Consider the following 13,724-nt stretch of genomic DNA (forward strand, 5'->3'; position numbering starts at 1 on the left):
CAGCAGGCCCGTTGTTTTTCCTGACAGCGCTTGAGGAGGCTCCATGGCGGACCAGACTGCGGATGTCGTCATCGTAGGGGGAGCCGTCATGGGCTCGTCCGTCGCCTGCCACCTGGCAATGCGCGACGATTTTTCCGGACGCATCGTCGTTATCGAGGCGGATCCCGCCTATGAAACCTGCGCCTCAGCGCGGTCGGCAGCGTCCATTCGCCAGCAGTTCTCCAGCGCCATCAACATCGAGATTTCGCTTTACGGCATCCGCTTTCTGCGGGAGATCGGAGCAGCACTCAACGTGAACGGCGACAGGCCCGCTATCGATCTTCACGAGGGTGGCTACCTGTTTCTGGCAACGCCCGACAAGCTCAATATCCTTCAGGAAAATCACCGGCTGCAGCAGCAGCTCGGCGCGGATATCGCCTTTCTTGACCCGGACGGTCTCAAGGTGAAGTTCCCCTGGCTGGAGGTTTCCGACCTTGCCGCAGGCTGCCATGGCGTCACAGGCGAAGGCTGGTTCGACGGCTACGGCCTGATGCAGGCCTTCCGCAAGAAGGCCCGGTCGCTGGATGTCGACTACATTGCCGCAAAGGCCAGGGTGGCATCCGACGGCAATGGCGGCTGGAGCGTTGAGCTATCGACGGGCGAGAGACTGTCGACACCTGTCGTCGTCAACTGCGCCGGAGCTTCCGGCGGAGCCGAACTATGCCGTCAGGCCGGAATGGACGTTCCGATCGTTTCCAAAAAGCGCTGCGTCTTTACCTTTGAATGCAAGGACAAGCTGGAGCGTTTTCCGCTGCTGATCGATCCGAACGGCACCTATGCGCGCCCGGAAGGCACCGGCTACATCTGCGGTTCGGCGCCGCCTGAAGATCGCGATCCGGACTGCCACGATTTCGACGTCGATTATGGCCTTTTCGAAGAACATATCTGGCCGACACTGGCAACGCGCGTTCCCGCTTTCGAGGCAATCCGGCCGGGGGCTGCCTGGGCCGGCTGCTATGACATGAACCTCTTCGACCACAACGCCTTTGTCGGCGCAGTGCAGGGGCTGGACGGGTTCTATCTGGCACTCGGGTTTTCAGGACATGGCCTGCAGCAGTCACCCGCGGTTGGGCGCGGCCTTGCGGAACAGGTCGTGACAGGCGGCTATCAAACGCTGGATCTCTCACCGCTGGCGTTCGACCGGCTGGCTGCCGGAACACCGATTATCGAAAAGAACGTGGTCTGACCGTCTGACGCTTACTCGGCCACCAGCAAGGGCGTGACAGGTCCGTCCTCGACCTTGCTCGTCTGGGCGCTGGATACCTTGGGCAGGGTCAATGGATTGGCGGGGCTGATCTCCGCCTTTTCCAGTGCCGCGTCAGGCGTTTCCGCCGAAATATCGTCCGGGATTTCTGCCGCGCCTTCCGTCAACGCTTCGGCATTGTCGGTAACCGGGCCAGCGTTGCTGCCGCTGTCTTCAGCGTCCGCCGTCTCCACCAGAGGCTCTTCCACCGGCAAGGGCAGGCTTTCAATCTGGTTCTGACCAGATGAAGCACCACCCACCGACGTCCAGTCCACCAGCCGGGTCATTGCATCCTGCAGGACGGCCGTCAGACGGGCCATTCGCACCTTGTCCGGCTCGAAAGGCGGTGACTCATGGCGCAGGTAAGAGCGTTGTGCCAGCAGCAGCGTCATCGCATGCAGGCCGCGGTCCGGTCGACCGAACGTATGGGTGATGAAACCACCCTGGGTCTGCTCATCGACGCTGACCGTATACCCTTCCCGCCCCTTGAACGAGCCGACCAGCACATTGCGCAGGTCCGGATCACACGACTTTCCATCCGCCGTGCCGATACTGACCAGCGGCAGTCCATTTTCGGTAACGCCCTTGATGTTCGAGCGCATGGACTGGCAATCGAGCACGATCACCTTGCGATGACTGCGCAAAAGCCGGTCGATCTGGCGGCGCAGAGCCTTGTGGAAGGGCGTATAGAAAAGCAGCGTGCGTTGTTCGATCTCGGTCGGGCCAGGCTCTTCGCCTTCCTGATAGATGCGCTTGCCATCCAGCGTGGTGGCGGGACACAAGGCGCGCGCTGGATCCTGCGCAGCGCTGACAGGTGTCTTGGGATCGCGGTCCAGATCGACAACGTAGCGGGAAATGGTAGAGCGCAGCACTGTCGCGCTCAACTCTCCGTGAAAGTCGAACACGCGTTCCAGGCGCCAGGCGAGATCGGCCTGAAGACGGCCCGTGGCGTTCAGCCTTTTTTCGACAGCGTTCGGGATCTCCGTGCCCGAATGGGGCAGGCAGACAATCAGCGGGCTTTGTCCTTCTTCAACCAGGATCATGCTGCAACGCCTAAACGACGAGACCAAACGGCCTCTAACTTGGAGAATTTACTTAACGGAAACAAGACATTTTCTTTACAACCAGAAGACACGTAACCACACCCGCGACAAGGCATGGTCGAATAGATCATTGTTTCCAGCAGCTTGCCAACCCTTATTGCCTGCACCGCTTCCGGGTGAAAGCCGTTTCCGGTCCGAAGCTCTCTTTCCCACACTATTTCGCGGTCGCACAAACCATCGTATCGCGCATGTTAATCCGGCGAGCTGACCAACTGGCGTCTTGACGGATGCCTGCAGGCGGGCAATTTTCACAGCAACACATCTTTCGGCGGCCAAGGCCGTCCCATCCCCTTCCGTTCAGGATCTGCCTTCAAACGAGGACCCGGCCATGACGCTTCGCAATGGCAAAGAATTTCTGATGATTCCAGGACCAACCAATGTGCCGGAGGAAGTCCTGCGGGCCATGCACCGGCCTGCAGTAGACATTTATGAAGGCCCTTTGCTGGAAACGACCGAATTCTGCCTGCACGGTTTGCAGCGTCTGTTCCGGACCGAAGGCAAGACCTACATCTACGCAGCCAACGGTCATGGAGCCTGGGATGCCGCCCTGTGCAACACGCTGAAGCGTGGCGACAAGGTGCTCGTGCTGGAGTCCGGCCGCTTTGCCCTTGGCTGGGGAGAAGCTGCCAACGTGCTGGACCTCGATATCGAGGTTCTGCCCGGTGCCTGGGACAAGGGGGTCGACCCTGCCCACCTGCAGGAACGGCTGAAACAGGATACCGCCCACGAGATCAAGGCCATCCTGGTGGTTCAGGTCGATACGGCCTCCGGGGTCTGGAATGATATTGCCGCCTTGCGCAAGGCGATCGACGCAGCTTCACACCCTGCCCTGTTCATGGTCGACACCATTGCCTCGCTAGGCTGCATGCCGTTCGAGATGGACGCCTGGGGTGTCGATGTGGCGCTGACGGGATCGCAGAAGGGCCTGATGTGCCCGCCGGGACTCTCCTTTGTCGCCGCCGGCCCGAAAGCCGACAAGGCACATGAAACGGCGGAGCTGCGGACCAACTACACCGACTGGACTTTTCGGCAAGGACCGGAGCACTACCAGAAATACTGCGGAACCCCGCCCGAGCACCTTCTGTTTGCCTTTCACAAGGCTCTCGATCTCATTTTCGAGGAAGGGCTGGAGAAGACCTGGCACAGGCATGCCCTTCTGGGTGAGGCAACCCGGCGGGCCGTTGCGGTCTGGGCGGAAAAGGGCGCGGTCGACTTCAACATCACCGACGCGCATGCCCGCTCGAACTCCGTCACCGTTGTGCGGTTCAACGAAGGCGACGTGGCGGCGCTGAGGACCTTTACCAAGGAAGTCTGCGGCGTCACCATCGGTGGAACGATCGGCGAATTGTCCGGCAAAGGCATCCGCATTGCCCACATGGGCCACGTCAACGCTGTCATGCTGCTCGGCACGTTGTCATCCATCGAACTCGGCTTCCAGAAACTGGGCATTCCCCATGGGCGGGGCGGAGTGCAGGCGGCGATGGATTACCTGGCTGGGGCTCTCTGAGAACGGTGGGACGCGTCCTGGAAAGAGTCTGAATTTTTAGCGCGATCGACCGCCTTCCACACGGGTTTAAATGCCTGGCAATGCTTGCTGCGCGGCATTTTCACCAGTCCCTTCAGCAAAACGGTCCTCATCCTGAGGAAGCGCGCAGCGCTGTCTCGAAGGATGGGCGGCATAATCCGGTACAAGCGGCCCATCCTTCGAGACGGACCTGACCGGTCCTCCTCAGGATGAGGGTTGTTTTGAAGTCTTTTTCTTCCTAAAGCTTTTCCTCCAGCCGGTCGCAGATCGTTTTCAGAACCTTGATCCGGGCATGGCGCTTGTCTTCGGAGGAGACCAGCGTCCAGGGGGCGTAGTGGGTTGATGTGCGATCGATCATGTCGCCTGCGGCGATGGCGTATTGGTCCCATTTCAGGCGATTGCGCCAGTCGTCATCCGTGATCTTGTGCTGCTTGTAGGCCGTGTCCTCGCGCGCCTTGAACCTGCGCAGCTGCTCGTCCTCGGAAATGGCGAGCCAGAACTTGCAGACAATGTAGCCAAAGTCCGTGAGTTCCTGCTCGAACTCGTTGATTTCGTTGTAGGCGCGCAGCCAGTCGTCGTGTCCGGCGTAGCCTTCGACACGCTCCACCAGCACGCGTTCGTACCAGGACCGGTCGAAGATGGCGAAATGTCCCTTGGCCGGCACCCGCCGCCAGAAGCGCCACAGATAGGGGCGGGCCTTTTCCTCGTCGGTCGGTGCCGAGATCGGGTGAACCTTGTAGATGCGCGGATCGAGCGGACGGATCACCCTGCGGATCGCACCGCCCTTGCCGGCGGCATCATTGCCCTGAAACACCAGAACAACACCCGTCTTGGAAAGGGACTTCATGTCCGACAGATCGGACAGTTGCTTCTGGTACTTGTCGCGAAGCTCTTCGTATTCCGACTTCTCCAGCTTTTCCGTCAGGTCGATGGTGTCGACTGCCGTTTCGCGCTTCAGCCCGCCGACCACGGGAGGTGCGGCAATCGAATGCGGTTCGCCGTCCTCCAGCTTCAGCTTCATGGCATTGGCAACCGTTTGTGCCAGCGCGGCATCCCGGTACTCGGGATCCTGCGAGGGGATGACAAACCAGGGCGCGTAGCCCTTGCTGGTTTCCAGAATGATCTTTTCGCCGGCCTCGCTCGCCTTCTTGTGGTGCTTCAACGCTGCCCAGTCGGCCAGCACATGGCGCGCGGCATGTTTTTTCTCGATGTGCTTCAGCCGTTCTTCCTGTTCCTTCTTGGGCAGGTAGAACCAGAATTTCAGGATCAGCACATCCTCGTTGGCGAGCATTTCCTCAAACCGGCGGATCCGGGTCAGGGCCTTGTCGAAGGCGTCCTCGTCGATCTTCTTGTAGATCCAGTCCCGCAGAACGGTCTGATACCAGCTCCCAAACACGATGGCCGTCTCGCCCTTGGGCGGCAGATCGCGCCAGTAGCGCCACAGCGGCGGGCGTAGCCGGGCCTCGTCCATCAATTCGCCATAGGCGTTGCAGACAAGATGGCGCGCATCCATCCAGCCATAGAGCCGGGCAACCGCTTCGCCCTTGCCCGCGCCATCCAGGCCATCAACCAGGATCATCGTCGAAAACGGCTGTTTCTCGACAACGGGCAGCTGGGCCGCCAGCAGCGCCTCGCGCAACTGCGGCTCCAGTTTCTTGAAGGTTTTCTTGTCCATGTTCTGCGGCAGGCGGGCGGATTCAAACATGAAGACCTCAAAAGAAAAGACGCACTGGCTGCATCTTGAAACACCCGCACTTAAAAAACCATCTCTTGCTTCAATGTTCCCGAATGGCAGGAGATTCCAATTTTTCGCTATCGGATGGAAGAAGGCGCAACTATATGAAGCGGTAACCGTTTGCTTCACGTCTTTGAAGGCACCCGGCATTTGACAGTTTTTCACTTTTCTCGACCAACACGACCGACCCCGTGACCGAATTTCTTGATCCTGTTCTGACCTTCATCGCGGAAAACCCGTCCCTGGCAGGTCTGATCTGTTTTCTGGCCGCCATGGGCGAAGCGCTGTTCCTGATCGGCCTTTTCGTGCCGACGACGGTGGTGCTGGTGGGCGCCGGAACGCTTGTCGGGCTCGGCAAGCTGGATCCCGTGCCGCTGTTCATCTGGACGACCCTGGGAGCGACCGCAGGCGATGCGATCTCCTACTGGATCGGCTACACCTTCAAGGACAAGATCAAGACCATGTGGCCGCTGAACAAATATGCGGACATTGTGGAAAGCGGCGAGAATTTCTTCAAGAAACACGGTGGCAAGAGCGTCTTTATCGGCCGCTTCGTGCCTGGTGTAAAATCGGTGGTTCCAGGCATCGCCGGCATGGCCGGCATGAATTTCACCCGCTTTTCGGTGGTCAACGTCACCTCCGCCTTCGCCTGGACGATCGTGCATATCGCCCCCGGTATCATTGCAGGTTCCGCACTTGATGCCATCGGCCAGATCAGCGGACGGCTGGCCCTGGTGCTCGGCGCTCTCCTGGTCATCGTCTTCCTGGCGGTGATGCTCGGCCGCTGGCTTATCCTGATTGTCCTGCCGCTGTTTCCCAACACCCATGCGGCCATCGTCAAACGCTTCGCCAGGCGTCAGGACCGGGTGTCCCAATGGATCGCGCGCAATTTCGACCCCGCGCATCCACGCTCGGCAGGCATGCTGGCCTCGGCGCTGATCCTGCTGATTTCCTTGCCGGCCTTCTTCTGGATCGTCGGAGAAATCGCCCCCGGCGAACCGATGGTGCGGGCCGACCTTGCCATCCTGAACCTGTTCGACAGCCTGCGCACGCCGGTCGGCGACCGGATCATGGTGTTCGTGACATCGCTCGGCGACGGGATCGTCGTTACCGCCGTCACCGTTGCGGTTGCCGCCTATCTGTTCCTGAGGAAAGCCTGGCGACGCGGCATCGGCTTCGTCATCGCGATGGCCGGCACCGCCATGTTCGTGCCGCTGTTCAAGCTGATGCTGCATCGCTCGCGGCCGATCGAACTTTATGCGGGTGCCGACGCCTACAGTTTCCCCAGTGGCCATGCGACGCTGAACGCAGTGCTCTACGGCATTTGCGCCGTGTTGATCGCCCACGATCTCAGCCGTTGGGCCAAGGCCAGCATTTTCACCATCACCGCGACACTGGTCATTACCATCGGCTTTTCGCGTGTCTACCTTGGCGCCCACTGGATGTCGGACGTCCTGGCCGGACTGTTGTTCGGCATTGGTATGGTTTCCGCCTTCGCCTTCGTGTTCGGCCCGATCCACAACGAGAAGATCGGCCGGACGACACTTGCCGTCATTGTCGTTGCTACACTCGGCATCTTCGGCACCTGGCACCTTTCAGGTACCTATGACAAGGCACTTCAGATCTATGAGCCGCGCACCAACACCGAAGCGCTGACAGCAACGGGCTGGCTTGCAGGCGGTTGGCGGGCATTGCCTGCTGAGCGGATCGAACTGAATGGCGATACCGAGGAACCGCTGGTGATCCAGTACACCGGGTCCCTGGACCGCTTTGCCCAGGCTGCAGAAGCCGATGGCTGGCAGAAACCGCCGAAATGGTCCCTCTCGAGTGCAGGCGGGTTCGTGGAAGGCAAGACACCGCCGGATTCCCTGCCGATCCTGCCCCGAAGCCAGAACGGTCGCCAACCGTCTCTCGTTCTCATCCGCAAGGATCATTCCGCCGACGCAGACAAAAGCGGACGCTGGGTGCTGCGGCTCTGGCCGAGCCGCTATGCCATCCTGCAAGCCGGCAGCCTGCATCCGCTGTACCTCGGCAGCGTGGTACATGAGGATATCCTGCGCCCGATGGGCGAGTTCTCCGGTCCAAAAACGGATATCGAAACTCCGGATCCGACCGACAATCCGGCCCATCTGTTGCCTGGCGCGATAACGCGAAAGCGAGCGGACGGGACGGAAGTCGTGCTCGGCTTCAGCTATGGTCCGGTACCTCCGGCTGCGTCCGGGGTTCCCGCAAAAGATACGCCCGTGGCTGCACCGCAGGCTCAGTAATCTCGCCATCGCAGCAGTTCGGGTCTGGTGCCTGCAACACGTTCCGGACCAGCCCCTTGCGCTGGTTTAGAGACGGTTGATCTGTTGAGCCTCCACACAACGCGGTCCCAAAAATGTCCTAATGGGCCGCCATTCTCTTGCGAGACCTATTCGGATCCAGGCTTCGTTTCACGCCAAAAGATGCCTTTATTCCAGCGGGTTAGGCACCAATGGCCGAGTTTGTTTTTCGTGTGTCAGCTCCCCGTTCCCGGAAGCGCGATCGAAAATTACCCCTTGATACTTTTTTCGTATATTCATATATTTGAATATATCGTAATCAAGGGCACATCATGACTGACTTTACACCCCTTATGAGTTTCCTGGGTGGAACGCTGATCGGCGTTGCCACGGTTGCCCTGATGGCCGTGCTCGGGCGCATTGCCGGCATCAACGGCATTGCCAGCGGCTTTCTGACCACGCAGTTCAACCAGGACTGGGCCTGGCGCGCCGCCTTTCTGGCCGGCATGGTCGCCAGCCCGCTGATCATGCTTGGCGTAACCGGGCAGCTGCCGGAAATCACCGTGCCGTCCTCCCCGCTGCTGCTGGTGGTCGGCGGTTTTCTGACCGGTATCGGCACGACCTATGGTTCCGGCTGCACGAGCGGCCATGGTGTCTGCGGCATCTCGCGCCTGTCGGCACGGTCCATCGTGGCAACCGTCACGTTCATGGCAACCGCGGGTGTGACCGTCTACCTGACCCGCCACGTCTTTGGAGGATAACGGCATGAAACTTCTTTCCGCTTTTGCCATTGGCCTCCTCTTCGGCTGCGGCATCCTGATCTCGGGCATGGGCGACCCTGCCAAGGTCCTGAACTTCTTCGATGTGGCCGGCACCTGGGACCCGAGCCTTGCCTTCGTGATGGGCGGTGCGCTGCTTGTGACGGCCATCGGCTATCGTCTGGTCTTCCGGATGAACACGCCGCTGCTGGCACAGGGCTTCAACCTGCCTTCGAGAACCGATCTCGACGCCAAACTGATCGGCGGCTCCGCGGTTTTCGGCATCGGCTGGGGCCTGAGCGGTTTCTGTCCGGGTGGTCTCGTTCCGGTGCTGGGTCTGGGCATGGAGCCTCTGCTGACCGCCGGTGCTATCGTTGCCGGCATCTTGACCGCAAGATGGATGATCGCCCTCGGCCATCGCCAGCAACCCGCAAAAGCCTGACCCGGCTCGGCCGGCAAAAACAAACGGGAGATTGTTATGAGCAACTCAAACTATCCGGTCGACATGGGTGTCAAACCTGACGTCACACCCTTTTTCGATCCGGCCACCAACACGATCAGCTACGTGGTCAAGGACCCGGCTTCCAACGCCTGCGCCGTTGTCGACAGCGTGATGGATATCGACTACGCCGCCGGCCGCATCACCTATGACCATGCCGATCAGATCATCGCCTATATCCGCGAGAAGGATCTTAAGCTGGAATGGCTGATCGAGACACATGTTCATGCCGATCACTTGTCGGCAGCGCCGTATATCCAGCAGAAACTGGGTGGCAAGCTGGGCATCGGCGACAAGATCACCGTCGTCCAGGAAACCTTCGGCAAGGTGTTCAACGAAGGCACGGAGTTCCAGCGCGACGGCAGCCAGTTCGACTGCCTGTTCCGTGACGGGGACGTCTATCAGATCGGCGAGCTGACCGCCTTTGCCATGTATACACCCGGCCACACTCCGGCGTGCATGGTACATGTGATGGGCGATGCCGCCTTTGTCGGCGATACGCTGTTCATGCCCGACGGTGGCTCAGCGCGTGCCGATTTCCCGGGTGGTGATGCGGCAACGCTTTACGACAGCATCCAGAAGGTGCTGGCCCTGCCGGACGACATGCGCCTGTTCATGTGCCACGACTATGGCCCGAACGGCCGCGACATCCAGTGGGAGACCACGGTGGGCGCCGAGAAGGAACACAACATCCACGTCGGTGGCGGCAAGACGAAAGAAGAATTCGTCAAGTTCCGCACGGAACGCGATGCCCAGCTCGACATGCCGAAGCTGATCATCCCCTCGCTGCAGGTAAACATGCGCGCCGGCAAGCTGCCGCCCGCGGATGAAAGCGGCAAGACCTTCCTGAAAGTGCCGGTCAACGGCCTCTGATCGAGGCCAATGACCGGCCCCTCTAGCAGAACCGAAGCAGGCGGCTGATCCCCGTGTATCCACGCGGGGAGGGCGTCTGCAGAAAATCGGTCGAGACTTCATCGCCGGGAGGAGGCGGACAGGACCCATGAAAGCAATCAATTCCCAGATATCGGTAGCTCCCCAGGTAAAACCCGAGGACATGGCCGACTTTGCACAACAGGGCTTTCGCTCGGTGATCTGCAATCGCCCGGATGGCGAAGGTGCCGACCAGCCCTCGTTCGAGGAAATCGAAGCGGCTGCCGGCAAGCTCGGTATGGAAGCGCGGTATCTGCCCATCGTTGCCGGCAAGGTGGGCGATACGGATGCCGAAGAGTTCGGGCGGTTGATGGAAAGCCTGCCGAAACCGATCCTGGCCTATTGCCGGACCGGTACGCGCTCGGCAACGCTCTGGTCGTTGTCCCAGGCCGAAAAGCTGCCACTCTCCGACATCCTCTCCAAAACCAAGGCCGCCGGCTACGACATGGCTGGCGTGGTGCGGCGCATCGCCAACGGCGGCCGCACACCGACCGAAACTGCCGAGGATGCGCGTTTCGACGTCGTCATCGTGGGCGGTGGCGCGGCCGGCATCTCGGTGGCCTCCAGCCTGCTTTCCCGCAAGTCGGATCTGGAAATCGCCATCATCGATCCGGCAGACGTTCACTATTACCAGCCCGGCTGGACGATGGTCGGCGGCGGCATCTTCGAGGCCTCGGACACCGCCAAGACCATGGGCTCCCTCATTCCGATGGGCGTTCACTGGATCAAGTCGGCTGTCGCCGCCTTCGAACCGAAGGACAATGCCGTCGTTCTGGACGGCTGCCGTGTGGTCAAATACGGACGGCTGGTGGTCTGCCCGGGCCTGAAGCTCGACTGGCACAAGGTCGAAGGCCTTGTCGACACGCTCGGCAAGAACGGCGTGACGTCCAACTATCGATACGACATGGCTCCCTACACCTGGCACCTGGTGCAGACCATGAAGGCTGGACGGGCGCTGTTCACCCAGCCGCCCATGCCGATCAAATGTGCCGGTGCGCCGCAAAAGGCCATGTATCTTTCGGCAGACCACTGGCTGAAATCCGGCACTCTGGACAAGATCGACATCCAGTTCATGAATGCCGGCGGTGTGCTGTTCGGCGTGAAGGACTATGTGCCTGCGCTAATGGACTACGTGAAGCGGTACAATGCCGGCCTGAACTTCTTCCACAATCTGGTTGCCGTCGACGGGCCTGGCAAAAAGGCCGTCTTCGAGGTGAAGGAACCGGAAAAGGATCCACGCCAGGTGGAAGTCGAGTTCGACATGATGCATGTGACGCCGCCGCAGACAGCGCCCGATTTCATTCGCGTCTCGCCGCTGGCGGATGCCGCCGGCTGGGTCGATGTCGATCAGTCCACGCTTCGCCACAAGACCTTCGACAACATCTGGTCGCTCGGCGATGTGATGAACGCACCGAATGCCAAGACGGCCGCTGCCGCGCGCAAACAGGCACCGGTGGTCGCGGAGAACATCGTTTCCGATATCGCAGGGCACAGCGCGACGGCCCAATATGACGGCTACGGCTCCTGCCCGCTCACCGTTGAACGTGGCAAGATCGTCCTGGCCGAGTTCGGCTACGGTGGAACGCTGTTGCCGAGCTTCCCGCGTTGGCTGGTGGACGGGACCAAGCCAACGCGCACCGCATGGCTCCTGAAGGAGCGAATCCTGCCTCCCATTTACTGGCTTGCCATGTTGCGCGGCAAGGAATGGCTGGCCAAGCCGGAAAAAGTATCGGCAGCATAACAAGCCCGGAAAACGGGCCCATCGTACCAACCTGCAACTCGAGCCGGCTACCCGGCTCGAGTTTTTACCAGCCCCGACAAAGGCCAAGAAAAATGATCCGCCTAAAGCGCTATCTGCCCATTCTCGACTGGGGCAAAAGCTATGACAGGGAAACGGCGACAAACGATCTCGTTGCGGCGGTGATCGTGACGATCATGCTGATCCCGCAGTCTCTTGCTTATGCGCTTCTGGCTGGCCTGCCGCCCGAAGTCGGCCTTTATGCATCCATCCTGCCGCTTGTCGCCTACGCCCTGTTCGGCACCAGCCGTGCGCTGGCCGTCGGGCCGGTTGCCGTGGTCTCGCTGATGACGGCTTCCGCCGTTGGCGAACTGGCCAGGCAGGGCACCCCGGAATATCTGGGTGCCGCCATCATTCTCGCTTTCCTGTCCGGCCTGATGCTGATCGCCATGGGCCTGTTCCGGCTCGGGTTCCTGGCGAACCTCCTGAGCCACCCGGTGATTTCCGGCTTCATCACCGCGTCGGGCCTGCTGATTGCGTCCAGCCAGCTCAAGCACATCCTCGGCGTCAAGGCGAACGGGCATACGCTTTACGACATCCTCGGCTCCATCCTGCAGCACCTTGCCGAGGTCAACTGGATCACCTTCGCAATCGGCGTATCGGCCACGGCTTTCCTCTTCTGGGTGCGCAAAGGTCTGAAGAAGCTGCTGCTTGGTATGGGAATGAAGCCGTTTTTTGCCGATATCCTGACCAAGGCCGGACCGGTGGCAGCCGTAGCGGTGACCACGATCCTGTCCGCCGTCTTTCAACTCGGCGACAAAGGCGTGCGTGTTGTCGGCGACATTCCCTCCGGCCTGCCGGTGCCGCATCTGCCAGCCTTCGACAGCGAGTTGTGGCTGGCGCTTGCCGGTCCCGCGCTGCTGATTTCGGTCATCGGTTTTGTGGAATCCGTTTCCGTTGCGCAGACGCTGGCAGCCAAGAAGCGTCAGCGGATCGAGCCGGATCAGGAGCTGATCGGCCTCGGCGCCTCCAACATTGCCTCCGCCATTTCCGGTGGCTATCCGGTCACCGGCGGGTTCGCCCGCTCGGTCGTCAATTTCGATGCCGGGGCAGCGACCCCGGCAGCTGGTGCCTTCACCGCCGTCGGCATTGCGCTGGCCACCTTGTTCCTGACCCCGCTGCTGACGCATCTGCCACAGGCAACTCTGGCCGCCACCATCATCGTTGCCGTGCTGTCGCTCGTCGATCTCGGCGCGATCAAGCGGACCTTCGCCTATTCGAAGAGCGATTTCGCGGCCATGGCTGCGACGATCCTGATCACCCTGTTCTTCGGTGTCGAGCCGGGCGTGGTGACCGGCGTTGCCCTGTCGATCGCGCTTTATCTCTACCGCAGCAGCCGGCCACATATGGCAATTGTCGGTGTCGTGCCGGGAACCGAGCACTTCCGCAATGTAGACCGGCACGCCGTGGTGACGGGTGACCGGGTGCTGACGCTACGGGTCGATGAAAGCCTGTTCTTTGCCAATTCGCGGTTTCTGGAAGACCGGATCTATGCACTGGTGGCCGAAAAGCCCGATATCGAACACGTGGTGCTGATGTGCCCGGCCGTGAACGAGATCGACGCCAGTGCCCTGGAGAGCCTTGAGGAAATCAACCACCGCCTGTCGGATTCCGGTGTTTCCTTCCACCTTTCGGAGGTGAAGGGACCGGTGATGGACCGACTGAAGCGGACCGATTTCCTGAAGCATTTGAGCGGGCAGGTGTTCCTCAGCCAGTATGACGCCCTTTGCACGCTCGACCCGCTGACGGCGCATATCTCGGAAAGCCGCACGCCGAAGAAGACCGCGAAATCGAACCTGTGGAGCGGGCCGGAGATCTGATCCGGCTCCG

11 protein-coding genes are annotated in these 13,724 nt (G+C 60.6%); 9 read left to right on the plus strand and 2 right to left on the minus strand.

Going from position 1 to position 13,724, the window contains the following annotated elements; translation table 11 throughout:
• Positions 1 to 43: 43 nt before the first annotated feature.
• Positions 44 to 1,225, plus strand: a complete 1,182-nt coding sequence (locus HCG46_RS14585; protein WP_168686594.1) for an FAD-binding oxidoreductase — start codon at positions 44 to 46, stop codon at positions 1,223 to 1,225.
• A gap of 11 nt (positions 1,226 to 1,236) precedes the next feature.
• Here the strand turns inward: HCG46_RS14585 and HCG46_RS14590 are convergent, their stop codons facing one another.
• Positions 1,237 to 2,325 (minus strand): N-formylglutamate amidohydrolase, encoded by a 1,089-nt coding sequence (locus HCG46_RS14590; RefSeq protein ID WP_168686595.1) that lies wholly within the window; start codon positions 2,323 to 2,325, stop codon positions 1,237 to 1,239.
• Positions 2,326 to 2,713: 388 nt separating this feature from the next.
• Here HCG46_RS14590 and HCG46_RS14595 point away from each other — a divergent pair, with 388 nt between their 5' ends.
• Positions 2,714 to 3,892 carry an aminotransferase class V-fold PLP-dependent enzyme gene (locus HCG46_RS14595; RefSeq protein ID WP_168686596.1) on the plus strand — a complete coding sequence of 393 codons (1,179 nt, stop codon included), beginning with the start codon at positions 2,714 to 2,716 and terminating at the stop codon, positions 3,890 to 3,892.
• Positions 3,893 to 4,148: 256 nt separating this feature from the next.
• On the opposite strand, the gene pap is transcribed toward HCG46_RS14595, so the two are convergent.
• Positions 4,149 to 5,615: a polyphosphate:AMP phosphotransferase gene (pap, locus tag HCG46_RS14600; RefSeq protein WP_075283379.1), complete on the minus strand. Its 1,467-nt coding sequence runs from the start codon at positions 5,613 to 5,615 to the stop codon at positions 4,149 to 4,151.
• Between pap and HCG46_RS14605 the strand changes: the two genes are divergently transcribed.
• The 7 genes from HCG46_RS14605 (at position 5,614) to sulP (ending at position 13,714) form a co-directional block, all read left to right on the plus strand.
• Complete coding sequence (locus HCG46_RS14605) at positions 5,614 to 5,799, plus strand: hypothetical protein (RefSeq protein ID WP_139314197.1); 186 nt, start codon at positions 5,614 to 5,616, stop codon at positions 5,797 to 5,799. The two genes, pap and HCG46_RS14605, sit on opposite strands and share 2 nt — an antisense overlap.
• Positions 5,800 to 5,836: 37 nt before the next feature.
• Positions 5,837 to 7,912: a bifunctional DedA family/phosphatase PAP2 family protein gene (locus HCG46_RS14610; protein WP_022999236.1), complete on the plus strand. Its 2,076-nt coding sequence runs from the start codon at positions 5,837 to 5,839 to the stop codon at positions 7,910 to 7,912.
• A gap of 329 nt (positions 7,913 to 8,241) precedes the next feature.
• Positions 8,242 to 8,670, plus strand: coding sequence for a YeeE/YedE family protein (locus HCG46_RS14615; protein ID WP_031268741.1), 429 nt, complete (start codon positions 8,242 to 8,244; stop codon positions 8,668 to 8,670).
• A gap of 4 nt (positions 8,671 to 8,674) precedes the next feature.
• Positions 8,675 to 9,109, plus strand: coding sequence for a DUF6691 family protein (locus tag HCG46_RS14620; RefSeq protein ID WP_062491082.1), 435 nt, complete (start codon positions 8,675 to 8,677; stop codon positions 9,107 to 9,109).
• A gap of 36 nt (positions 9,110 to 9,145) precedes the next feature.
• A complete protein-coding gene (locus HCG46_RS14625; protein ID WP_168686597.1) occupies positions 9,146 to 10,039 on the plus strand; it encodes an MBL fold metallo-hydrolase in 894 nt (297 codons plus the stop codon).
• A gap of 127 nt (positions 10,040 to 10,166) precedes the next feature.
• Complete coding sequence (locus HCG46_RS14630) at positions 10,167 to 11,837, plus strand: bifunctional protein tyrosine phosphatase family protein/NAD(P)/FAD-dependent oxidoreductase (protein ID WP_168686598.1); 1,671 nt, start codon at positions 10,167 to 10,169, stop codon at positions 11,835 to 11,837.
• 92 nt (positions 11,838 to 11,929) lie between these two features.
• Complete coding sequence (gene sulP, locus HCG46_RS14635) at positions 11,930 to 13,714, plus strand: sulfate permease (protein WP_168686599.1); 1,785 nt, start codon at positions 11,930 to 11,932, stop codon at positions 13,712 to 13,714.
• Positions 13,715 to 13,724 lie beyond the last annotated feature (10 nt).

This window comes from Labrenzia sp. PO1, assembly GCF_012273635.1.
GTDB classification, from domain to species: domain Bacteria; phylum Pseudomonadota; class Alphaproteobacteria; order Rhizobiales; family Stappiaceae; genus Roseibium; species Roseibium algicola.

Coding starts and splice junctions, on each gene's coding strand:
- HCG46_RS14585 (WP_168686594.1), top strand. CDS start 44: ATGGCGGACCAGACTGCGGATGTCGTCATCGTAGGGGGAGCCGTCATG.
- HCG46_RS14590 (WP_168686595.1), bottom strand. CDS start 2,325: ATGATCCTGGTTGAAGAAGGACAAAGCCCGCTGATTGTCTGCCTGCCC.
- HCG46_RS14595 (WP_168686596.1), top strand. CDS start 2,714: ATGACGCTTCGCAATGGCAAAGAATTTCTGATGATTCCAGGACCAACC.
- HCG46_RS14605 (WP_139314197.1), top strand. CDS start 5,614: ATGAAGACCTCAAAAGAAAAGACGCACTGGCTGCATCTTGAAACACCC.
- pap (WP_075283379.1), bottom strand. CDS start 5,615: ATGTTTGAATCCGCCCGCCTGCCGCAGAACATGGACAAGAAAACCTTC.
- HCG46_RS14615 (WP_031268741.1), top strand. CDS start 8,242: ATGACTGACTTTACACCCCTTATGAGTTTCCTGGGTGGAACGCTGATC.
- HCG46_RS14620 (WP_062491082.1), top strand. CDS start 8,675: ATGAAACTTCTTTCCGCTTTTGCCATTGGCCTCCTCTTCGGCTGCGGC.
- HCG46_RS14625 (WP_168686597.1), top strand. CDS start 9,146: ATGAGCAACTCAAACTATCCGGTCGACATGGGTGTCAAACCTGACGTC.
- HCG46_RS14630 (WP_168686598.1), top strand. CDS start 10,167: ATGAAAGCAATCAATTCCCAGATATCGGTAGCTCCCCAGGTAAAACCC.
- sulP (WP_168686599.1), top strand. CDS start 11,930: ATGATCCGCCTAAAGCGCTATCTGCCCATTCTCGACTGGGGCAAAAGC.